Below are 23,488 nucleotides of genomic sequence, written 5' to 3'. Positions count from 1 at the left end.
TCAGTTACTTTGTTGGTTTTTGTCTAATTATAATTATAGAAACAATTCCGATCGCAATTCCAATAGCTATTCCTATTCCAATGCCGGTTAAAAGCAAAGAATCAGAGTCATCAGATGGAGTAGTGATTTCTTCTACAATAGTTTCTTTTTTGACAGAAATTGTTTCGTTTTTAGTGGTTTTCTCCAAGTCTGAAGATGTTTTATCATCAATCATAATTTCTGAATTTTGAGACATCATTTCAGTAGAAATGTTTGTAAATTTTGCAGCTAATGTAATAGGTTCAGTTGAAGAATTTCCGCCAAACAATGTAGAGTGTGTCAACAACGTGTAAGTTCCAGTTTGATTAATTGGTACATACAATACAGTTGATGTATCATCCTTGTTTTTTACGGGGTAAAATCCACCACCTTGACTAAAGAGAGAATTTCCTAACCAATCAAGTGATGGCCATCCAAGAAAATGTCCAAACACTCCAGATGGAACATTAGTTTGAATAATTTTTCCTAATGGATCCATAACAAATACAGCTAGATTTGTATCATCACTAGTCCAAGAAATTTCGATAGCTGCAGAATTTACAAATTCATTTTGTACATCAAAGTAATATTGTCGCCAATCACCTGCCATGTAACGATTTGTCATATCAAATGCTCCTTTGGTATATCCATTCCCATAAAGGATGTCATCACTTTGTTTTCCATGAATTATAATCATAGAATCATTTTGTGTTATAGGTTCTTTAATGGTAAATGATACCGGTGCATTTACTTCATGTGTGTCACTTTGAAAATTCAAAAATCCTTGATAAACACCGGTTTCTAAATCAGTTGGAGTAACTAAAGTTACATCTACTGTGGAAATATCATTAGGAGGAACAGTTATTGTTTCAGATTCAGACCATAGCATAGACCATTTATCATTTTGATAATAATTTGCAGATATAGTATAATCAATTGAAGTTGAATTTTGATTTGTGTTTCCCAACCAGTAAGAGTATCGTGTAGGAACTGGATAAACACCAACTAATGGAACGCCATCAAACTTTTCATTTGGTTCTGAAACTCGAATTTCTTGCACAGTCCCCCAAGAGCCACCTCTATTAACTAGAGATATTTCATCACTAGAAATTTTTGTATCATTGTTGTTATCAACCCAATCATACAAGTACAATGAAGAAATTTTCATGTCATCAGCATAAACATCAGATGTACTATTCATGAATTGATTAAAAGGGAAATTCACATTTAAAATCATTAAAGATGAATCATCAGGAATTGGATATTCTTCATCAAAAAAGTCTTTTAATTCTTCATGAGGTTTTACGTCAGATAATTTTACATAATTTGGAATAAATGCACCAGTTTTATTCAAAATTGAATCTTGTTGTCTAGGAATTGTTGTCCCATTAAATTGAGTATGTTTGATAAGAGACAGTGTTTTTGATTTTACATCAACAGATATTTCATCATCTGTAGGATTAGTAATAGTAAAAGTGGCAATAGCTCGATCTCCTGCAATTAATTGTCCTGCAAACCAACTAGTCATAGGAAGAGAGTGTGAAGGAAGTTTGAATTGTTCAAAGCCTATTGCAGTGTAATTAAAATTCTCAATTGTAGGTTCAAGAATTTTTTTGAGATTTTCATAAGAATTTTCGTTCGTTATCACAAATACACCATTTTTTCCATGAACATAATCCAAAGCAGAATTAACATTTGTTAAACCTGAACCTTGTGTGAAGGGGTCATTATTCAAATCCACTGCAGTAGACATTAAGATATTTTTTATCACAAATGGATCATAGTTTTGAGATTGTTTTGTCATTTCTTCAATCAAAATTGCAGCACTTCCGGAAACTAGTGGTGCAGCCATACTAGTTCCTCCAAATAATGAAAAGGATTCATCCTTTGAGTCTTTTGTAGTTTTGATCATATTAGATGGAACGAATCCATTAGCACCAATACTCATGACATCAGGTTTTGGATCACCAATTGATGTAGGACCTCTACTTGAAAAATCAACAACGTGATTGTAGTGATCAATATCATTACCAAATCTTGGTTGATCTTTGAATGGACCATATCCAACAAAAACATTATTGGTAGTAGCTCCAACTGTGATTCCAAAGGGAGATGCATTAGGTAGTCCAATTGTACCATATCCATGACCAGAGTTTCCAGCACTGGATACCATTACAACTCCAGGATAATCATCATCAATGGAATGAGGAGTTGCAAGAATACTTTGAATTAATGACAAAACATCCATTCCAGGTGCAGATTTAAAAGATGGAAAATTTGAGATTCCCCAGCTGTTAGAGATAATGTCTACTCTAGGTTTTCCAGTAAACTCCCAAGCATTATTGTTATTTTCAAATCCTGCAGACCACAACCATGCATAAACAGTATCACCAAACCACAATGCTTTTACAGGTAAAATTTTTGCATTTGGTGCAACACCAGTTATAGAATATTTTTTGGTATCATTGTAAATATCATATGTTTCTTGTCCACGAGAAGTAATTGATGCAGCGCTAGAAGTTCCATGTCCCATAAAGTCAGTCATTATACCAAAAAATTCACCATTAGGATCTAATGCAGGTAAGAGAGTACCGTTAATTGCATTTAATGTATCATCTATCTCAGTAGAATTATTTCCAATAACACCATAAACATCTAAAACTTGTGCACCAATTGTTCCAGCGCTATAATCAATTTTCCCGTCATCGTTTGAATCATAAACAAGAAATTCATTACCACTTCCTAAAACAATTGGTTTTTCATCAGTAAAATCAAAATCATAGTTTGGTTGTTGTCCGGAAGGCAAGCTAAATCGAGTATAATCTTCCCAAGAAGTACTCAGATCAGGAATAATTGTGTCATACACTCCAGCAATAAAAGAATCAACAACAAGGACAGGTACAACTTGAACTTTTGCGAGAGGTCCGCTTAATCCTCCTTGATAAATTACACCAAGATGGTATATTCCACTTTTTGATTTTATGTAGTTTCTATTATCTTGGCCTATTTTCATATCTTTATCTAAGGTTCCTTTAAAAATTGGGAAGGAGCCAATTTGTGGAAAAAATGAATTGTAAATTTGAATATCACTTCCTTTTCCTCCTTGAGAAAGATCAAGAAATACTCCTTCTTTTGTAACATATGCAGAAGAAGTCATATGTTCTGGAATGGGTTTACTGTAATTTCGTATGATTTCATTTTCATCAATGTATGCAAAAAAAGTTGAGTTTGTTAGAACGATTCCTTGTCCATCAGGATCAAGCATGATGGGATGATTAATCTCATTTCTAGCAAGAGAGTGTTGGATATCAGGGTTTGAAAAATCAACTCCGGTATCGATAATTGCAATTACAGTTCCATTTCCTGATGCATTGTAATTGAGTTGTGCATTTTTTGAACCAGTGATATCACCAATTCTTGAAGCATCAATAATTTCATTGTTTAATAAATGAAAATCTAATTTAGAATCCTCGATTATGTGAATACCCTGGCTTGCCAACAATGAAGCTGATTTTTCAGATAAAAGTGAAACATAAAAAAATCCATTATCAGATTGTATTCCATAAATTGAATTGTTTTTCAGATAATCAGAATTTTGAGAGTTTGTTCCAAAAATCAAATAACGTTTGAGGTTATTTTCAACAAAAAAATTAGAATCAACATCAATGATTTGAGATGTAAATTCTATTTTTTCTGATTTTTCGTGGAATTGCACATCATCTCCAGTATATGCATAAGAATTTACCATTACAGAAGATAAAAGGAGGATTGAAAAGAAAATAGCCGCTTTGGGCATCAAAGAGTTTTTGTGTATTACATTATTATAACTATCTTCTTCTTGCCAAAATTGCAATCTGTAAGGCAACTATAATTCCAATGGATGCAATAATTGGAAAGAGTAAAGAGTTTAGTTGAGAAGATGCCTCACTAATGAATTCAACAGAAGTTGAAATTGTTCCTGTACTTTTATCAATTTTTTCACTTGCAGTTTCTAATGTATTATCAAATCCTTCAATTTCAGATTTTAAAACATCTAGTTCTTTGGATGTATCATCCAGAATTGTATTTAATCTGATTATTTGTTCAGATATTCCACCCAAATCTTGGCTTAAGACATTTGTTGCAGCAGAACCATGAGATGTTGTTCCCTGACTAAATGCTATTACATGAAAAACATGAGTTCCTTCTTCAATTGGAGTATAATCTACATAGTACAGTCCTTGATGTAGAGCTTTGAATGAACTAGTTAATGTTACAGTCATGCCTGAAGGTAAATGTACATGTGTGTTTCCCAATAATTCTTTAATACCTGCTTCATTTCCGATCAATAATCCATCACTTGTTGTTTGCACAAATACACGAATCGGCTGATTTATCGCAGCAGTTTCAGGTGCAAAAACTAGTGTATTAACATGTCTTTCAACAGGAACATCAATTAGATCAGTAGTAGATGAGAATTTTACATCAATTGTTTTTGAAATCCCATTTTGTGCAGTACTAATTACTTCAACAGTATATGTGCCATAAGGAAAATTAGATGAAGGTTGAGGCCATGTCAATAAAGAGTAATTAAAAGAACCATCAGCATTAGTTGTTAACTGATCAAACTTTGCAATAGTTTCATCAGGAGCAAATAATCTTAAAATTAAATTTTCTTCAGGCAAACCAATTCCATATATTTGAAGATTATGAGATGGTGCATAGACTTTACTATTTGTAAACAAACTAAGCCCAATCAATTCTTCATCTGTGGCATCAAACTGTGCATTAGAATATGGAACTTGTATTATTAACAACATAGAAAAAATCAAAAAGAAAATTTTAGATTTCATTTTAACTAATTGCAGTTATTCTCCTAGATATTACTTCTGGAAAAATTGTCTATAACTTACGTTAAGAAGGATTCAAAAAAAGAAAAAAAGGGTAATGTGAACTAGTTTTAGCTTACGTTGACAGTTGTACTAACTGGTGGTGATAATGCCGTAGGATTATCAACAGACTCCCAAACGAATGCAGTAGCAGTGTATGTTCCTGCTTCAGTTGGAATCCATGATAAAGCTGGGCTGAATGATTGACCGCTAGATAGTGAACCTGTAATCCATGCTAGTGAGACTGTAACACCGTTTGCATCCTGAATCTGTACCAAGTATGCGAATGATTGCTCTCTATCCTGACCATTTGCTAAGTCAGCGCTGATTTGTACCTGTTGGTCAACGGAAACAGAATCTAAGCTGTTACCGAATGCATCAACGGTTCTCAAGTTAGCAGCTGGTGCTCTCTCGAGAGGTGGTACTACAGTGCCAATTAGTGAAGTGGCAGTAATATCAAGTTCATCTGCAGTTGTGTATGGATCAGGTAGTGTATTGTCCTCATATTCTGCTGTGACAGTGTCACCTTCTGAAACTCTGAGTCTGTGACCAGATGATTCATCAAGGGTTGTGAAGAACACAGTTCCCTCAAAGATTCCGGTTGCCTCGTTAGTTTCAGTTACAGTAAGGTCAATACCTCCGGCATCGGAGTCAGACCACACATCGACATCGAAGTTGTCGACTGCTTCTGGATCTAAGTTCATGTCTGGATCAATTACTCTTACAACACCTGTTCCGCTAGCTGGGTAACTTGCTTCAAGCCATTGGACCTCACCGATGTTCCATCTGATAAGGGCAGAACCTACAATTGTTTCATCCTCTGAGAATTCAAAGGAGACAGTAAGTCCGTCATCATCATCAGTAGCTAAGAAGCCACCTGTTGGACCGGTACCACTAGTGGTTCCGGAAGCATCGCTTGTGTCACCATCACCATCAGCATCATGGGTAGAGAATCCAGTAAGGATTACTTCACCTGTGAAGATACCTGTGTCAGTACCAGTCTCGACGAGTTTGTAGTTGTCAAGATCAGCACCTCTGGTTGAGACCTTTAGTGGGTCATCACTAGAGTTTCCGATTTCGTCAACTAGGTCACTGTCAAAGTTGTGATCTGGTGCGACAATGGTAATGTAGACTTTGTCAGTCCATGAGTATACTTTTTGGTCAAGTTCTACAGTTGCTCCGAAGTTTGAAGTGTAGACTGTCAAGTTGACATCTTCATCTTCATCTCCTACATAATCAGATCCGGATGGACCCCAGTCAGTATACTCGAGGATAATTTCTTCTCCTCTTTCTAACTTGTCATTGTTCAACTGTTCAGGAATTTCGATAACAATCTGGAAGATACCAGTAGAGTCACCTGTTTCTCTAAAGTCAGTTGGTTCTGGGTCGAATGCTGCGATGTTAGCTGCACTACCTGCGTTTTCACCCATGGTAATGGTTGCTGCATCAGAGTCCCATTCGATTAAGTCCAAGTCATAAGTCTCAGCAGTGTCATTGTCAAGATCAAAGTCTGGCTCAATGAGTGTTAAGATCATGTCTGAACCGATAATGTATACGGATTTGTCGGATTGCAATACACCGTTTCTAAGGTCGAAAGTAGCAGAGTCGGTTACAGTGTTTTCGTCACCAGAAGCATCTGCTGGATCAGTGTATTCTACTTGGAGAATATCTCCTTGTAGGATACAGTAATCTTCACCAGAATATGCTGCACCAGTGTCGAATCTTGCTGATGTACCGGTTCCTCTATTGTCTAACAATGCAGTATAAACTGAACTGTTTGGACATTGTGAGGATGCTGGACCGTCGGTGTATCTAACAGTTACATCCAGTTCGTAAATACCTGCGTCAGGTGCGATTTCAGTTATTGGACCGAAGTTACGGACAGAACCGGCTGTAGAGTTATTTCCTCCTACATCGATAAGTCCTTCTTGTGCGGCTGAACCAGCATAACCGAGGACGACTGTGTCAGAACCTCTGATAACAGAGATTTTGACTGGACCGTCACCGTTTGTGCCTGCTGGTTGATTAATTGAATCTTCACCTGCTGGGTTTACGTCAAAGTCTGGATCGTTAACTCTTACGTGAATACTAAGATCTCCGTTAGGTAATTCCTCATCAGACTCTAATCCACCTGTTGTACTCATACCAGTGGCATGAATTGGGAATACAGAACGTCCGTTTGGACTTTCTGAAGTATTAGAGGATGGGAAATCGGCTGCAACACCAAATGGTACTGGATATACTGTTCTGTCAAGACTGACGGAACCAGTATTAGCACGTACACCTGCTGAGTCACCAACTTCTACGATTTCACCAGAGGCATCTCTAAAGTCAACATAGTTAACTTCAATGTCAAGACCAGTGGTTGTTTCGTATTGGTTAGGATCAGTAGTTGTTGTTGCCTCTGCTCTACACCAGAATGATGGAATTTGGAAGTCACCTGTGAAAACACCTGTTGCTGTTCCAGTTTCAACTAGAGTAAATCCAGTTGCACCAAGTCCAGTATCAGTAAGTGTGTCTTCAAGGTCAGCGCCGGCATCTTCACCGTCTACGGTACATGTGCCGTCAGCTGGGGTCTTCCATTGAACATCATCAAATGTGACATCTAATAATCTGCCGAGTTCACCGAAACTCAAGTCTTGAGTTGTGGATGAACCAACCATGTCATCGGTGTCACCACCGACTTCACCTACGACAGTAAAGATATCGATAAGATCAGAGTCTACGTTTAGATCTAAGTCTTCTAATGTAATTACTACAGTGTCAGCGATCTTGTATGAATCTTGATTGAATGATACAACACCAGAGTGGCTTGGAGCTTCTTCTTGGTCAGATACAGGAGTTACTACACCGTCTTCACCTAAATCGTTATATGAGATTCTTGGTGCGTCTTCGTCAGTAAGATCCTCAATTACAATGAATGATGGATCATCTGCGATTGGTGTAATACCTGAGAAGGTATTGACATCCTGTATGTTAATTTGGTTAACCATGACATATTCAAGTGAACCTTCGAAGGTACTTGTGTTGTCACCTGTTTCTTCAGCTTCAATTCTGATTATTTGGTTTGCAAATCTTTCACCAGATTGCACACCATCATCATTGAAACCAAATGAGAAGAAGTCAGCTACGATTACTTCCTTTGCGTCAAGGCTTGTAAATCCGTTAGATCCAGGAGTAGCAGCGTCACCATCATAATCAAACTCAAATGCTAATGCAAGTTGTTGATCATCAGGATCGGTTGCGGCACCATTACTTGGGTCAAGTAAGTTGTCATCTATATTGGATTCAGTAAGCTCAACGTAATCTTGGAAGTCTGTGGAGTTTACTACAAGAGTAGTTCCTACAATTGTGCCATGATCAAGATTGCTATATTCATCTCCAGCGGAGATGATTCTAGCAGTATTGTTCAGTAAGAATATACTTACATTGCTGGCACCGGTACCAGTTGCCTGGCTTCCTGAATCGAAGGATCTAACATCATAATTGAAGTAGTTAAAGGCAACGCCTGGAGCTGATTCAATTTGGATGGTGTTTTGTAGTTCTTCCATAGTTGTATTCAAATCAATAATGACTAAGTTAACTTGTGCAGTAGAGTTTGCATTTGTAAAGTCGAGGATTGCTCTCTCACTAAATGTGTCTACAGCAGTAGATGAGGTCTGGTTACCAGCAGAGTTACCTGGAACATTGGATGTAGTTACCAGATACTGTGGAATACCAGCGCCTGCAGCTGGGTTAGCAGATGTACCACGATCAATAGTTGATGCGTTAGTAACTAATGTGTTATAGGTACTATCGCCTTTCTCACCAAGGGTGAATGGATCACCAGTTGTGAGTGCTGGAATCAAAGTTACATCTGGGTTGTTAACATCTAAGTCTTCATCGGCTCTGCTGTTTTTGTTTTGATCACCATCAGTGATGACTACTGGAATCTCTTCACCAGAGCTCCATTCATCATCTACTGGTTGGATGTCAATACTTGCAAAGTCGAATCCTACAAGAATAGTTTGAGGTGTTTCATTGTAATCAATAGATGCAGAGGTTCCCCTTGCTGCATTGCTAGCGATTATGACGTTTGATACATCTGATTCATCATATGTACCAAATACACCACTGTTTGGACCTTGTTCAGTAAGGGTTACTGGAAGTGAACCTGTACCGAGTCTAGTAGATTCTCCAGATACAACAATAGTATTACTATTGGTATCTGCAGTTCTACCAGAATCAATAAGAACAGTATCACCGTTGTCTTGTATAGTTACAACATTATTAGTTGCACCCTGTACGTTGACATCGAGTGTAAGGATACAGTTATCCTCACACATCAAATCAGATAATGTGTCCTTTAAGGTAAGGGCACTTCCGCCAGATGCACCATTCTCATCAAATACTTGATAGTATGTATCACGATTTGTTGAGTTTGTTGCATTGGTACCAAATGTCCAAGAGTCTTCATCAGTTGGGTCAATGTTTAACCATAAGTCAGTAACTGTAGCGTGAACTTGAGATAATCTTGGATATACAGCTCTATCTAAACTCAACTCGGCAAATTGATCAACAGTATCAAAAGTAAGTGTTGTTGATTGAACACCACCACCTTTGTTGTACTGTACGACAACATTACCTGTTGGGTTGAATTGATAAAGTTGAATGAAAGGCCAAACGATTACGTTGTTTAATTGTCCTGAACCAGTGTCAGTTGTAAGGCCAATTTGACCTGCATTGACATTGGTTGCAGAACCATCGTTAGGATCTTTTGATTCTCTCAAGACGTTCATTGTTGATACACCTGTACCACCTAATGCACCATCACAATTAGCATTTGTAGTTGTGAGTGCACCGCCTGTGGAGCTACCAACTACATCTTCACCAGCAGTTGCAGTTGCGTTAGACAATGCAAAACCGTCGGTTTCAGTAGTTGATACACCTAAGACAGCAGTACCAGTTGATGCAGCACAGAAGACACCAAAGTCGAGACCACTACCAGCAGTGCCAGCAGTAGAGTCTGCGATTTGGGCTTGGTCTCTGTCGGCAAAGTAACCATACCAGTTACCGTCAACTGCTTGGACCATTCTCAGGACCTTACCGTTAACAGTTACGTCTGGTTCACCTTTTGCCTCATCTGTATCGTTAATGTCGCTATCAATTACGACGACCTCAATTACTTGAGGTCCTGACATGTAATTATCAAACTGTGAGTTTTCTGCGGAAACAAAGAGGTTGGCGTTGGCGGCCATTGCTTCAGGCATTACACCTGGAATTGCAAAGGTCAGTCCACCGGCAACCATAATTGTCATTAATGTAAGACTAGTTATTTTACGTCCTATTTCGTTATTCATGTTATTGTAGTTTTTTCTTCAAAGTTAGTATTTAACCGTAATGGACGAATTGTCCACAATTACTCAAAATCTTGAAATTTTTTTATTAATTATTCTAATTTGATATATTTCCTATATACATTTTATAGAATAATTACATATTATTCCTGATTTATTAATTTGATCGTGATATTTTTCATGTTTTGTATATAATTTGTATAATTTTTACAGCATAAATTATACATTGATCTCTTTGCCTAAAAGACTCTTGTAAAGAGAAATCGCATCATTTTCATCTTTTGGGCCTACAACTACTGCAGAACCTTTTTTCATAAAGCTTACAGACAAGTCATTAGTCCTCATGGAAAGACCAAGGTCTCCTTGATTATCAACAAGGAATCCTTTTTGTTTTGCAACACTAGTTACAGCAACAACATCAAGATCAAAAGTTTCAGTGGGAGTAATGGAATAAGTTCGCTTTCCCCTATTTCTTCCACATAACTCTTCTAAAATTAATTCTTCTTTTTGTGTAACTTCAAGTTTTCCTGTTCCACAAATTGGACATTCTTCAGCTCTAAATGTTCTAGTACTATTGAAATCAAGATTTTCTAAATCAACATGTAAAATTCTTTCAGATAGATTTGGTTTTTTTCCAAGAATTATTTTTACAGCTTCTGCAACTTCAATTGCACCAATAATAGAAAGTATAGGAGGATGAACACCTTCAATACTACAGGTTGGCATTGTGTCTTCGTTTAATTCAGGAAACATGCAAAAATAGCATGCACTCTTTTTTGGCAATACAGTAAATGCCTGTCCAGATGTTCCAACTGCAGCACCTGTAACAAATGGAATGTTATATTTTACACATGCTTTGTTTAATGCATATCTAGCATTAACACTATCAAGTGCATCAATTACAACATCACATCCTTCAACAACTTCTAATGCAGTATAGTCATTTATTGAAACAGCTAGAGCTTCAATTTTACATTCAGGATTTAATTTTTGTAGTTTTTTTGCAGCTACTTCTACTTTAACTTGACCAACATCATCTTCATCAAACATTATTTGCCTATGCAAGTTTGATAATTCAATTACATCTCTATCAATAATTCGTAAATTTCCAACTCCCATTGTGGCCAATCTAGAAATTATTGGATGTCCTAAACCACCAGTTCCAACAACACAAACTTTTGCATTTTTTAATTTTAATTGTCCTCCATACCCAATTTCTTCAAGCATAACCTGTCGAGAGAATTTATCAAGTTCTTTTGGAGACAGTTCTTCAGAGCCCCCTGCAACGGCAGGTAGAATGTAAACTTCATCTCCGTCTTTGAGAGTAGTCTCCATTCCAGAAGAAAACTTGGCATTTTTACCATTAATGTAGATGTTAATCAAAGAACGAGGTGTTCCATCACCCTCTAACACTCGTCTCTTAAAGTCATCACCCATTTGTTCAGAGATTTTTGTAAATACATCTTGTAATGAATCAGCTGAAATCTCTATTTTTTTTTCTCCTCCACCTTGATTTAACACAGAAGGAATTGTAAATGTGATATTTGCCATCAGTTTACTACCGCCGAAACTTCTGAGATATCTGCTTTTAGCACATTTGGTTTTTCCAATACTTCCATAATTGATTCAGTTGCTTTTAGTCCGTTTCCAGTAACATAACATACAACTTTATCATTTTTGTCAATCTTTCCTTGTTCTACCATCTTCTGTAATACTGAAACAGATACTCCACCTGCAGGTTCAGTAAATATTCCTTCAGTCTTTGCTAGCAAAAGTATTGCATCAAGAATTTCTTTGTTATTACATTCTTCAGCAAATCCATTGTATTGTTGTAATCTTTTTAGTACATATCTACCATCACCGGGATCACCAATTGCCAAACTCTTTGCAACAGTATCAGGATTTTCAACAGGAATTACTTCTTTAGAATTTTTCTTAAATGCATCAACAACAGGAGCACATCCATGAGGTTGTGCTGCAATCATATGCATGTCAGACACATCATCAAGTAATGAAATTTGTTGTAGTTCCTCAAATCCTTTACAAATAGCATTTAGCATTGCACCACTTCCAACTGGGACTATAAGTTGATCAGGAACACTCCAATCTAATTGCTCTGCAACTTCATAAGCTAATGTCTTTGAACCTTCAACATAATGTGAACGCATGTTAATGTTTACAATTCCAATTCCTTTAGAATCACCAATCTGTGCTGCAATTCTATTTGCATCATCATATGTTCCATCAACTGCAACATAGTTTGCACCATAAGATAATGCTTGAGTAATCTTTGCCATCTCTATATTACTTGGTGCAAATACATGACATGGAAATCCACCTTTTGCAGCATGAGCAGCAGTTGCAGATGCCAAATTACCTGTTGATGCACAACCAACTGCAGATAATCCAAATTCTTTTGCTTTTGAGATTGCAACTCCGGCAGGTCTGTCTTTAAATGAAAACGTTGGATTTACAGAATCATTTTTGATATAGAGATTATTAAGACCAAGTTCCTTACCAAGATTTTCAGCTTTTGTCAGAGGAGTCAACCCTGCATCAATTGATACAATGTTTGATTTGTCTTCTATTGGAAGTAACTCAAAATATCGCCAGTAAGTATGTTCACGGTTAGAAAATGTATCTTTTGTGACTGTTGGAAAATCATACTTTACATCCAATGGTCCAAAACAATCATCACAGATATACTTGAAAGCAGTATCATACTCTTTTTTACATTCCCTACATTGCAACGAAGTTCTTGTCAAGATCAATTTGTCATCCCAAACTATAGATAAAAAATCCTAATATCAAATTAAGTGACACTTAATTTGATACAACAAAAAATATAGTGAAAGGTAGTAAAAATCTTGAAAGACTTCTAAGTTAATCAAAATAAATCAGAAATAATATCTAGAAATTTAATTTTTTTATAATTATTAAAAATAAGGAAGGTTTTTAGCGTTTTTTAAAAAAAATACAATATGAAAACTAGTTTGATAATAATTCCAATCATCGTTGCAGTAGTTGTAATAATTGGAATTTCTGCTACTAGTTTTAATGAATCAGAGGTTACAGAGATTGAAGACATCATAAACAAAGAACTAGGAACAAATGATGAATTCACAATAGAAATTGATGAAAAATTAGATGAGATAGAAAATAAGGTTGAGGAATCAAAGGATACGGAAACAAGTTATGATGCAACAAGAGAAAGAGAGTGGCTAACATCAGGTCCATTTCAAATAGATAGAAGTGAATATGCATTAGGGGAAAACATTTTCGTTAGAATGAACAATTTAGAACCTACAGAAAAAGGTCAAATTGCATTTCTAAGACCATTAAATGATACACACAGATCAGTATATCTAACAATTCCATTTGATGGTTCAAAGTCATCTTTTAATCAATACTTTACACCAGATTTATCAAAAATACAAGGAATATGTTCTATAGATGACATTGCAGGTGAATGGGTTGCAGTTTTTAGAGGAACAGATTATGAAAATATTAAATTTACAGTATCAGACAAAATATTTTTACCAGGTGAAGAATCAAGATTTGAGTCTGTTTGTTAATCCAATTTGTGATGAAAACAAACTCTTTCACCAGTGTGACATGCAGGCCCTGATGGTTCTACCAAGTAAATTATTGCATCAGAATCACAATCAACAAGAATTTCTTTAATCTCTTGAGTATTACCTGATTCCTCTCCTTTCATCCAGAGTTTGTTTCTTGAACGACTGTAAAACCAAGACTTTTTAGTTTTTTTGGCCAGTTCTAGAGATTCTTTGTTAGAATAAGCAAGAGTAAGAACTTCTTTGGTATTTGCATCTTGAACAATTACAGGTACAAGACCACCACTTTTTTCAAAATCAATATCATCAATGGTTTTATTCATAACTATTCATTGCAAAATTTCTTTATAATCGTACAGAGATGTTTTGGTCTCTAAGAATTTCTTTAACATGATTAACAGACTGGTTTTCATAATGAAAAATTGAGGCTGCCAATGCTGCATCAACATCAGATTTTTCAAAAATTTCAGACATATCATTAGGTTTACCACATCCACCTGAAGCAATAACAGGTACAGAAACAGTATCAACTATTTTTTTGGTAAGTAAAATATCATATCCATCTTTAGTTCCATCTTTATCAATACTAGTTAGTAATACTTCTCCAGCTCCAAGTTCTGTTGCCTTTTTAGCCCATTGAATTACATCAAGTCCGGTTGCTTGTTTTCCACCATAAATGAAAACTTCAAACCAGAATTTTTTTCCATTTTCTTCAAACATTGTTTTAGTAGAGTCTTCAGAATAATTTCGTTTTGCATCTATAGCTATTACTACACATTGCTTTCCAAAAATTGTCATTAGTTCAGTTAATAATGTTGGATTTTTTACAGCACCAGTGTTTACACCAACCTTGTCTGCACCACTAAGCAAAATATTTCTTGCATCATCCATACTATTTACTCCACCACCAACAGTAAACGGAATATCAATTACTTTGGCAATATTAGATACTAATTCTTTGATTGTTTTTCTTTTTTCTTGAGATGCAGTAATATCTAAAAATACCAATTCATCTGCTCCATCTTTACTATACTTGGCAGCAAGTTCTACAGGATCTCCTGCATCTTTAATTGATTCAAAGTTTAGTCCCTTTACAACTCTACCATTATCTACATCTAAACATGGAATGATTCGTTTAGTTAACAAATTGTTTTGCCTCCTCAATTGAAATTTTGTTTTCGTACAATGCTTTTCCCAAAATTACTGCAAATGCATTTTTTGTTTGTACATCAGACACATCATTAATATTTGAAATTCCACCACTCGCAATAACATTTGCATTTTGTATAGCACATGCTTTTTCTAAATATTCCAAGTCAGGTCCTTCCAGAGTTCCATCCTTACTTACATTAGTGAGTAAAAATTCAGTAAATCCCATGCTCACAAACTCGTTTATTGCATCTAACAAAGAGGTTTTCGTACTCTCTTGCCAACCATGTGTAACAATGAATCCATCTATGTGATCAACTGAAATTACAATTTTTGAAAAATCATATTTTTTGGCGATTCGTTGTAACATTTCTTTATCTTTGAATGCCATAGTACCAATTACAACTCTATTTGAGAAAGAAATTACCCTAGCAATAATTTCTTCAGTACGTAAACCACCAGCTATCTCAACAGGAATAGATAGTTCTTTAGAAATTTTTTCAATCAAGTCCAAATTACTGCCAGTTCCAATAGTAGCATCTAAATCAACAATATGCAACATGTCAGCACCTGCTTTTTGCCATTTTTTAGCAACAGATAAGGGATCATCGCTGTATACAGTTTTTTGTTTAGGATTTCCTTTGTATAGTCGAACTACTTGTCCATCCATCAAGTCAATTGCAGGAATTATTTTCATTGTGTGCACTCTCGCAAAAAATTCTTTAACATTAATGCTCCAACATCACCAGATTTTTCTGGATGAAATTGAGTTCCAAAATAATTATTCTTCTGAACTATAGCTGGAACTTTAACGTCATAATCAGATTCTGCAACTATAACATCCTGTGTTGTAGGGTTTGCTCTGTACGAATGGACAAAGTATACCCATGAACCATTTTCTACACCCTCAAGAATTTTATTTTCTTGTTTTATCTCAAGTGCATTCCATCCCATGTGTGGAACCTTTAGTGTATTAGGTAAAACTACAACATCACCATCAATTATTCCAAGACCCTCTTCTTTTCCTTCTTGACTTTTATCAAAAAACATCTCCATGCCCAAACATATTCCAAATACAGGAGTGTTACCCACAACATCAAGAAAGTTTACAGAATCGCGGTTGATACTTTGTATTGCAGGATCAAAATTTCCAACTCCAGGTAAGAAAATTCCATCATAGCCTACTAACTTGTCAACTTGAGTTTGTACTTTAACTACTGCATTTTGTTTTTCTAGTGCATTTTTGAGACTGAAAATATTTCCAGCCCCATAATCAAATATTGCAATCTTTGTCATTACATTGCGCCTTTTGTACTTGGAATTCCTTTTTGTTTTGAATCTTTGGAACATGCAATTCTAAATGCTACTGCTAGAGATTTCATTGCAGCCTCTACTTTGTGGTGATCATTATCGCCATACTTTACAGTAAGGTGAATACAGCTGTTTAGATTCTGTAATAGAGATTGGAAAAAGTGTTCAAGATCTTCTTTTGAAACATCTTCAATCTTTGTTCTCTTTATAGACAAAGTCAACTTGTAAAATGGTCTTTTCACCAGATCTACAGAAGCTTCAGCTAGAGATTCATCCATTGGAACAGATGCATAACTAAATCTAGTAACACCAGTTCTGTTTCCTAATGCTTCATCTATTGCATTCCCAATTGTGATTGCTGTATCCTCAATTAAGTGGTGTACGATATTGTCTTTTGATTTTGATTTTACAGTTAAATCTAACATTGCATGTTTTCCAAATGCAGTAATCAAGTGATCAATAAAGTTTACATCAGTTGATACACTAGTTTTTCCAACACCATCAATGTTGACAGTTACCAAAACATCAGTTTCTTTCGTTTCACGTTTAATCTTACTAGAGCGTTTTTTCATTTTATCACCTGAGAACACTGTTACTTTATCAAACTAAATTTAATACCTTCGGAATATCATTTATTGATTCAAGAATCATCTCTACGCCTGAATCTGCAAATAGTTTACGCCTAGTTTCAGGATTTGTACTTGTTCCGACAATTGCACAAAATGTTGTAGAATGACCTGCCCGTGCTGTATCCTTTGCCATCATGTAATCCTCCATAGAGTCTCCTACATACAGACAATTTTTTGATTCCATAGATTGTATGGCACGAATTAATGTTGCAGGATTTGGTTTTGCTAATTCCCGTGGTTCATCTTCCAAAAAGGCAGAGTTCTTTGTATCAAAGTAATTCAACATATCTTTTAGTGAATAACGAATGGATTCAATTCCTCTACCAGTAACAACTGCAAGTTTTTTTCCAAATTTTTTTTGTAATGTTTCTAATAAAGATACAGATAGGATTACTTTGTCATTTGAAATCATTCCTTCTTCAGAAAACTTTGATTGTTTTTCAAATAATTTTTCATACAATTCAGGCCCAAAGAAAAATTGATCAAATATAGAGTAAACAGTATTGTTGTGTCTATCATTTAATGAACCAAGTTTAGATAAAAATTCTGAAATGTTACAAATAGATTCAAGATATGATTGTACAGAACGTATTCCTGTTTTATCTGCATTTGAAATTACTTTATAGATAAACTCTGAAGGATCTTTGTTTAATTTGTTAGCTGCATATAATGATAATATTGCAGCATATGCCAAATCAACTTCATCATTGAATCCTCCTGATGCTTTGAATCCATCAATTATTTTGTGATCAATAGTAATGGAATCAATTTCTGCAAATTCTTTTAGTACATATCTGCATGTTTTATCAATTGTTTTATCATAAGATTGTGTTATATCAACTAGAACTCCATCACAATCAAATATTATTGAATCAAATTGTTGATTATTCAATTTTGTTATCCTAAAAGATCACGTATTGCTAAAAGGAATTTAGAGTTCATTTCCTTGGTGCCAACAGTAACTCTTAGACATCCTGAATGAGAGCCAATCTTGCCAAGTTTACGTATAGAAATTCCTTGTTCTACTAGTGCAAAAAACACACGTTTGTCTGCACCTTTAGCATCAAATAATACAAAATTAGCTTTGGAGTCAAAAACAGTAAAAGCATCATACTTGCGTAAATTCTCAATAATTTTTTTACGCTCAGATTTGATGATTTCAGATGCATCTTTCATCTGGTCAACTTTGCCCAAAGAAACAATTCCAGCCTCAATTGCAATGGTGTTTAGAGGATATGGATATTGTAATACTTGATTGAAAACTTCAACAATTTTCTTGTTTGCAACAAAATATCCCAAACGCAAACCTGCAAGTCCAAATGCTTTAGAAAAGGTTTTGACAACAATTAGATTATCATATTTTTTTGTTAATGAAACAGTTGAAGAGTCACCAAATTCACCATATGCTTCATCAATTATCACTAGACCATCAAATTTTTTGATTAAAGATTCTAGTTGAGTTTTTGAGAATTGAAATCCAGTTGGATTGTTTGGAGAGTCCAAGTATAAAATCTGACATTTTTTCAAGTTTGTATTGAATTTTTCAATATCAAGTTTCATGTCAGATGAAAAGGGAATTTTGGTACAAGGAATAGCATATAATTTGCATCGTTCTTCAAAGAATCCAAAGGTTGGATCAGATGTTAGAATTCTAGTTTTCTTTGAAGCCATGTTTGCCAAAAACAGATCCAATATTTGGTCAGAACCATTTCCAACACCAATCATATTTTCAGGAACTTTAAGATATTTTGATAGTTTGGATACTAGTTTTTCAACTCCTCCTAATGGGTATTCTCTAACATCAGAATTTGATTTTGCATAAGAGATAACATCTTGCTGGAATTTTTTATTTATTACAAAATTCTCATTTGAATCCAGTTTTAAAGCATCATCAAATTTTTCAGGTTTTTTGTAACCACCTAATTTTGCAAATTCTTCTAGTTTTTTTTCATACCATGAATTCTTCATTTCAACCTACCTCTTACTGCTTCATAGTGATTTGGTAACCCTTCTGCTAAAGTTAGATTCTTCATAGATTTTGATATTTTCTGTAAATCTTTTTTGGTTGTTTCTATCTTTGTTAAGAGCTTGACAAAGTCTAGCACAGACAAAGAACCTCGAGTTTTTCCAAATCCATTTGTGGGTAAAATGTGATTTGAGCCTAACAAATAGTCACTAGCTGAAGAGGGGCTGTTTTTTCCACATAAAATCAAGCCAGGATTCTTGATTTTATTCCATTTTTTAGGATTTTTGCTGATAATCTCCAAGTGTTCAGGTGCCAAATCATTTGCGATATCAATAATGTCAGATGGGTTGCAAACACCAATGAATCCATTTGATTCAAGACTGGATTTGACAATTTTTGCACGTTGAATATCTTTAAGTTTAGAGTTTACACTAGATTGGATTTTTTTTGCAATTGAATTTGATGGAGTTAATGCGTAACAAAATGTGTCTGAAGAGTGTTCTGCTTGTGAAATAAGATCTAATGCTGCTACATCAATGTCTGTTGCAGAATCAATTACAATTCCCAATTCAGTAGGTCCTGCCATCATATCAATAGATACAATGTTGCTAACAAGATATTTTGCCAAAGTAACAAAGGCACCACCGGGTCCAACTATCTTGTTTACTTTTTTGATAGAACGAGTACCATATGTTAATGCAGCAATTGATTGCACACCACCTGTTTTGTAGATTTCAGTTGCGCCACAAAGATCAGCGGCTACAATTGTTAATGGATCAATATTTCCTGAAGAGTTAGGCGGAGATACCACAACAATTCTTTTTACACCTGCAATCTTTGCAGGTATTACTGACATTATAGCTGAACTAGGATATCTTGCTGCACCACCAGGTACATAACATCCTACACTATCAATTGGTACAAATGACTTTGAGAGTTTTGTTCCATTAGATTTGATGGTGATATCTTTGAATTGACGTCGTACTGCAGATTCTGCTTTTGACAGTCTTGATTTTGCAAGTTTTATTGCAAAGATATCTTCTTTTGAAACTTTAGAGTATGCACTAGCAATTTCACGTTTAGAAACTCTTAATGATGAAATATTTGCGCCAAACTTTTTTTCATATTTTTTGACTGCAACATCACCATTCTTCTTTACATCTTTGAGAATAGGTTCTACAACTTTTTGGTTCTTAGAAGAGTTTTTGGTGCCTATTTTCTTTAGAAATTGTTCTGCATTATTTATCGAAATGATTTTCATCAATTTTCTTCGTCACGTTTGATCTCCTCAAGGTCCAGTATTTGTCGTGGTTCATGCACTACTAATCCTTGTGCAATTTTTCGCAGTTTTGGAATTATTTTGTGGAAATCTGATTTTTTGATGATAGTATTAACCCCGTACCAACCAGCTTCACTTAGAGGACTAATTGTAGGTTTTTTCAAGGATGGTATCTGTTTTAGCAGTTTTGGCAAATTTTTCTCTTCCACATTTAGGTAAATGTGTAGATATTTTTTGCCATGTACTGCTCCTCGCATCAAAGTAACAATATCAAAAATCTTTTCTCGTTTTGCTTTGTCTTTGAGTGATTTTTTGTTCACTATCAAGTGTGCAGTGGAAGTAAGAACCTCATCTACAATTTTTAGTTTATTTTGTTTGAGTGTAGTTCCAGTTTCAGTTACATCCATTATTGCGTCTACATCTTCTGGGGGTTTTGCTTCTGTAGCACCAAATGATAGATGAATCTGAACTGATTTGTTTGTTCCAATACGTAACCAAGGAGTAACAATTTGTGGATCTTTGTTTCCAAAATATTTTTTGTAAGATTTACAACTCTTGATAAAACGAGATGCAGTTGTAAGATATTCAGAAGAGAGTCTCAATGTCTTTTTCTTTTTAGCATAATCTGCAATCATTGCATCTAGATTCTTGTATCGATAATTATCTGGGAATGCAATTACAAGTCTAATTTTTCCATATTCCAAGTCCAAAATTGGTTCTACGTCAGATTTTGTTTCACCGACCCAATCTTTGCCAGTAATTCCAACATCATACAATCCTTCATTTACTAAAGTTGGAATTTCTTGAGGTCTTAGCATTTTTACAATAATTTTTGGATCATCAAGGTATACACGGTAGGTTCTACTCTTACGATTTACCTTAGTCCAAGATCTCTCTAAGAGTTTGAATGTGGCATCCTCCAGGCTTCCCTTTGGAATTGCAAATCTGATTTCGGACATGGTATCTCCTTTCAATCTGTCTATATAATAACGTCATTAATTTTGTTCAAGCAATTCTTTTGCTCTATTTACTGAAATGTTGTTTTCTTCAACCATCTGAGAAACTATCTTATCAATTTGTTCAGTAGAGGCACCTGCTGCAGATGCTAGATTTCTTGCATGTAGCCTCATGTGTCCTTTCTGAATTCCATCAGTTGCAAGTGCTCTCATTGCGCTAAAGTTCTGAGCCAATCCTGTTGCAGTGATTATACATGCCATCTCTTTTGCAGATTCTGCACCTAAAATTTTTGTACAAATTTTTGCAACTGGATGAACATTGATTATTCCACCTACAATACCAACAGATAGTGGAATCTCCAGAGTTCCAACAAGATTTCCATCAGAATCTTTGGTCCATTCAGATAATGATCGGTATTGTCCAGAATGTGAAGCATAGGCATTTGCTGCAGCTTCAATTGCACGACTGTCTTGTCCTGTAGCATTAGCTACTGCAATAATTCCATTCATAATTCCTTTGTTGTGAGTCACTGCTCGATACACATCATGTTTTGCAAATTGATATGCATGAATCATGTTATCTACAACTTCATTACCTCCAACTGATTCTTTATCAAATACAGCAGTTGCTTTTACCATTCGTCTTGTGGAATAATTTGATAAAATTCGAAGAAGTGTTTTTCCACCAGTTAATTTTTCAATCAATGGTGCTACACCTTCACACATTGTATTTGTAACATTTGCGCCCATTGCATCCCCAACATCAATTAATAATTCAACTATCAACATCGGTTCAAAATCAGTATCAAGTTTTTTGCAAGTAATTTCTTTTGCACCTTTTCCCATCTTAGAAAGAGTATTACTTTTTGAATTTGCAAGTTTAAGAATTTCTTCACTGTTTTCTTTAATTTTAGAAATTGCATCATCAATATCTGTGCCTAAAACTTGAATTTGTCCAATACTATAGGATTCATCAGCTATTACTGTAAATCCACCTTTAGGTCTTGCAAGTTTGGCTGCTTTTGATGCTGCCGCAATTACAGAAGGTTCTTCAATCACCATAGGAACAAGATAATCTTTATTGTTGATTTTGAAGTTGGTTGCAACTCCTAATGGAAGTGAAAATGTTCCAAATGCATTTTCCACCATTTTGTCTGCTTTTTCAAATGTGATTCCACCATCTGGTAATTCTAATGATGTTATATCGTCTTCAGAAAGAGTTGCAAAGTTTTTGATAACATCTAATCTTTCTGTTCTTGTTTTTTCAAAAAATTTTGAAATTGATGAGTCAGGCATTTTATTTCAATATCCTCAATAGTTTATCATCATTAGCAGCCGGAAAACCTTTTCCATCAGTGTTAGAAGTAATCACATACAGATAACCATCAGATCCCTGAACCACATCACGAACACGTCCAATTCCACTAAGAATAGATTTTTGAGAACTCAACCCCTCATCAAAATCAACCTGATATACATTTGATGCCCTCATTGAAGCCATTATGAAAGGAAATTCAAAATCAAATTTGTCACCAGTATAAAATAAAATTCCTCCAGGCTCTATACTTGGATCATAACAGAAAACAGCATTTTCAAAACTTTCATTGCCAGAGCATTCTTGTTCTGGCCAACCATAATTTTTACCTGCCAAAATTATATTGATTTCATCATTTTTTTCAGGTCCAAATTCTGCTACATACAAGTTACTATTATTATCCCAGGTCATTCCTTGAGGATTTCTATGTCCTAAAGTGTATACAGGAGAATCTGAAAAAGGATTATCTTCAGGGATTGAACCATCATCATTTATTCTTAAAATTTTACCTGATAATGATTCAAGATCTTGTGGTAAATGAGATGAATCAGATGTAGCACCAGTACCGACATACAATTTTTTGTCAGGTCCAAATTTGATAAAACCACCATTTGTAAAAGAAGAACCAGGAATTTTATCAAAGATAGTTTCTGCATCCTGTAATTTGTTTTCAGATTCAGTAATTCGCATTATTTTATTCCACAACACTTCATTTTCTTCATAGGTCAAAAATACGTAGATGTAATGATTCTCTGCAAAATCTGGATGTAAAGCAATTCCTAACAATCCACCATCAAAAACATCAGCAGAGCGAAAAGTAGCAAGTGGGGAATCTAATTGAATATCATTTTCTACAACTATAATAGAACCGTCTTTTTCTGTTACAAAAATTCGATTATCAGATACTGCAATTGAACGTGGTTTGTCTAGATTTACTGCCAAAATATCTACTGAGTCGTTTTTAGAATTAAAGTTAGGTTCTGGTAATGGAATAGGATCCGATGGAAGTGTTAAAGTGTATACAGAAAAAGCAACTGCAATAACAACAACTGCAATTGAGATTTTTTTATCCATAAAAAATCAAGT

At 35.1% G+C, this 23,488-nt stretch carries 17 protein-coding genes; 1 reads left to right on the top strand and 16 read right to left on the bottom strand.

The annotated features are described in order from the left end of the window. Positions 1 to 4: 4 nt before the first annotated feature. From ACQY22_RS04545 to ACQY22_RS04525, 5 genes are all read right to left on the bottom strand, one after another. Positions 5 to 3,814, bottom strand: a complete 3,810-nt coding sequence (locus tag ACQY22_RS04545) for a S8 family serine peptidase (RefSeq protein WP_428325340.1) — start codon at positions 3,812 to 3,814, stop codon at positions 5 to 7. 31 nt (positions 3,815 to 3,845) lie between these two features. Next, a complete protein-coding gene (locus ACQY22_RS04540; RefSeq protein ID WP_428325339.1) occupies positions 3,846 to 4,850 on the bottom strand; it encodes a methyl-accepting chemotaxis protein in 1,005 nt (334 codons plus the stop codon). A 107-nt stretch (positions 4,851 to 4,957) separates the two neighbouring features. Beyond that, positions 4,958 to 10,225 (bottom strand): hypothetical protein, encoded by a 5,268-nt coding sequence (locus ACQY22_RS04535; RefSeq protein ID WP_428325338.1) that lies wholly within the window; start codon positions 10,223 to 10,225, stop codon positions 4,958 to 4,960. A 216-nt stretch (positions 10,226 to 10,441) separates the two neighbouring features. Beyond that, positions 10,442 to 11,773 (bottom strand): ThiF family adenylyltransferase, encoded by a 1,332-nt coding sequence (locus ACQY22_RS04530; RefSeq protein WP_428325337.1) that lies wholly within the window; start codon positions 11,771 to 11,773, stop codon positions 10,442 to 10,444. Then, the gene (locus tag ACQY22_RS04525) at positions 11,773 to 12,987 is read right to left on the bottom strand and encodes a threonine synthase (protein WP_428325336.1); all 1,215 of its coding nucleotides are present in this window, start codon (positions 12,985 to 12,987) and stop codon (positions 11,773 to 11,775) included. The genes ACQY22_RS04530 and ACQY22_RS04525 overlap by 1 nt, the downstream gene beginning before the upstream one ends. A gap of 216 nt (positions 12,988 to 13,203) precedes the next feature. Between ACQY22_RS04525 and ACQY22_RS04520 the strand changes: the two genes are divergently transcribed. Continuing rightward, positions 13,204 to 13,797 carry a hypothetical protein gene (locus ACQY22_RS04520; protein WP_428325335.1) on the top strand — a complete coding sequence of 198 codons (594 nt, stop codon included), beginning with the start codon at positions 13,204 to 13,206 and terminating at the stop codon, positions 13,795 to 13,797. Here the strand turns inward: ACQY22_RS04520 and hisI are convergent. The 11 genes from hisI to ACQY22_RS04465 are packed head-to-tail and all read right to left on the bottom strand — an operon-like array spanning position 13,794 to position 23,476. Then, positions 13,794 to 14,120, bottom strand: a complete 327-nt coding sequence (hisI, locus tag ACQY22_RS04515; RefSeq protein ID WP_428325334.1) for a phosphoribosyl-AMP cyclohydrolase — start codon at positions 14,118 to 14,120, stop codon at positions 13,794 to 13,796. The genes ACQY22_RS04520 and hisI overlap by 4 nt on opposite strands. A gap of 22 nt (positions 14,121 to 14,142) precedes the next feature. Beyond that, complete coding sequence (hisF, locus tag ACQY22_RS04510) at positions 14,143 to 14,943, bottom strand: imidazole glycerol phosphate synthase subunit HisF (protein ID WP_428325333.1); 801 nt, start codon at positions 14,941 to 14,943, stop codon at positions 14,143 to 14,145. Then, entirely contained in the window at positions 14,933 to 15,643 is a 711-nt protein-coding gene (gene hisA, locus ACQY22_RS04505; RefSeq protein ID WP_428325332.1) for a 1-(5-phosphoribosyl)-5-[(5-phosphoribosylamino)methylideneamino]imidazole-4-carboxamide isomerase, read from the bottom strand. The genes hisF and hisA overlap by 11 nt, the downstream gene beginning before the upstream one ends. Continuing rightward, positions 15,640 to 16,242 carry an imidazole glycerol phosphate synthase subunit HisH gene (gene hisH, locus ACQY22_RS04500; RefSeq protein ID WP_428325331.1) on the bottom strand — a complete coding sequence of 201 codons (603 nt, stop codon included), beginning with the start codon at positions 16,240 to 16,242 and terminating at the stop codon, positions 15,640 to 15,642. The genes hisA and hisH overlap by 4 nt, the downstream gene beginning before the upstream one ends. Next, positions 16,242 to 16,829, bottom strand: a complete 588-nt coding sequence (locus ACQY22_RS04495) for an imidazoleglycerol-phosphate dehydratase (RefSeq protein ID WP_428325330.1) — start codon at positions 16,827 to 16,829, stop codon at positions 16,242 to 16,244. Before ACQY22_RS04495 ends, hisH begins: the two co-directional genes overlap by 1 nt. Positions 16,830 to 16,857: 28 nt before the next feature. After that, complete coding sequence (locus tag ACQY22_RS04490; RefSeq protein WP_428325329.1) at positions 16,858 to 17,778, bottom strand: HAD family hydrolase; 921 nt, start codon at positions 17,776 to 17,778, stop codon at positions 16,858 to 16,860. A gap of 5 nt (positions 17,779 to 17,783) precedes the next feature. Further along, positions 17,784 to 18,854 (bottom strand): histidinol-phosphate transaminase, encoded by a 1,071-nt coding sequence (gene hisC / locus ACQY22_RS04485; RefSeq protein WP_428325328.1) that lies wholly within the window; start codon positions 18,852 to 18,854, stop codon positions 17,784 to 17,786. After that, positions 18,851 to 20,113, bottom strand: coding sequence for a histidinol dehydrogenase (hisD, locus tag ACQY22_RS04480; protein ID WP_428325327.1), 1,263 nt, complete (start codon positions 20,111 to 20,113; stop codon positions 18,851 to 18,853). The genes hisC and hisD overlap by 4 nt, the downstream gene beginning before the upstream one ends. Then, entirely contained in the window at positions 20,113 to 21,090 is a 978-nt protein-coding gene (hisG, locus tag ACQY22_RS04475; protein WP_428325326.1) for an ATP phosphoribosyltransferase, read from the bottom strand. Before hisG ends, hisD begins: the two co-directional genes overlap by 1 nt. Positions 21,091 to 21,126: 36 nt before the next feature. Continuing rightward, positions 21,127 to 22,383 carry a hydroxymethylglutaryl-CoA reductase, degradative gene (locus tag ACQY22_RS04470; protein WP_428325325.1) on the bottom strand — a complete coding sequence of 419 codons (1,257 nt, stop codon included), beginning with the start codon at positions 22,381 to 22,383 and terminating at the stop codon, positions 21,127 to 21,129. A 1-nt stretch (position 22,384) separates the two neighbouring features. Then, positions 22,385 to 23,476, bottom strand: a complete 1,092-nt coding sequence (locus ACQY22_RS04465; RefSeq protein ID WP_428325324.1) for a PQQ-dependent sugar dehydrogenase — start codon at positions 23,474 to 23,476, stop codon at positions 22,385 to 22,387. Positions 23,477 to 23,488: the final 12 nt, after the last annotated feature.

Origin of the sequence: Candidatus Nitrosopumilus sp., from assembly GCF_965263415.1 — an archaeon.
GTDB lineage: Archaea > Thermoproteota > Nitrososphaeria > Nitrososphaerales > Nitrosopumilaceae > Nitrosopumilus.
Note: the sequence above shows the minus strand (reverse complement) of the source record. Positions and strands in the feature narration are given on the sequence as shown.

Bases quoted from the DNA above. Each gene is read 5' to 3' on its own strand.
- hisD (WP_428325327.1), bottom strand. From the start codon at position 20,113: ATGAAAATCATTTCGATAAATAATGCAGAACAATTTCTAAAGAAAATA.
- hisA (WP_428325332.1), bottom strand. From the start codon at position 15,643: ATGAAAATAATTCCTGCAATTGACTTGATGGATGGACAAGTAGTTCGA.
- ACQY22_RS04540 (WP_428325339.1), bottom strand. From the start codon at position 4,850: ATGAAATCTAAAATTTTCTTTTTGATTTTTTCTATGTTGTTAATAATA.
- hisC (WP_428325328.1), bottom strand. From the start codon at position 18,854: ATGAAGAATTCATGGTATGAAAAAAAACTAGAAGAATTTGCAAAATTA.
- ACQY22_RS04470 (WP_428325325.1), bottom strand. From the start codon at position 22,383: ATGCCTGACTCATCAATTTCAAAATTTTTTGAAAAAACAAGAACAGAA.
- ACQY22_RS04520 (WP_428325335.1), top strand. From the start codon at position 13,204: ATGAAAACTAGTTTGATAATAATTCCAATCATCGTTGCAGTAGTTGTA.
- ACQY22_RS04495 (WP_428325330.1), bottom strand. From the start codon at position 16,829: ATGAAAAAACGCTCTAGTAAGATTAAACGTGAAACGAAAGAAACTGAT.
- hisH (WP_428325331.1), bottom strand. From the start codon at position 16,242: ATGACAAAGATTGCAATATTTGATTATGGGGCTGGAAATATTTTCAGT.
- ACQY22_RS04465 (WP_428325324.1), bottom strand. From the start codon at position 23,476: ATGGATAAAAAAATCTCAATTGCAGTTGTTGTTATTGCAGTTGCTTTT.
- ACQY22_RS04535 (WP_428325338.1), bottom strand. From the start codon at position 10,225: ATGAATAACGAAATAGGACGTAAAATAACTAGTCTTACATTAATGACA.
- ACQY22_RS04545 (WP_428325340.1), bottom strand. From the start codon at position 3,814: ATGCCCAAAGCGGCTATTTTCTTTTCAATCCTCCTTTTATCTTCTGTA.
- hisG (WP_428325326.1), bottom strand. From the start codon at position 21,090: ATGTCCGAAATCAGATTTGCAATTCCAAAGGGAAGCCTGGAGGATGCC.
- ACQY22_RS04530 (WP_428325337.1), bottom strand. From the start codon at position 11,773: ATGGCAAATATCACATTTACAATTCCTTCTGTGTTAAATCAAGGTGGA.
- hisI (WP_428325334.1), bottom strand. From the start codon at position 14,120: ATGAATAAAACCATTGATGATATTGATTTTGAAAAAAGTGGTGGTCTT.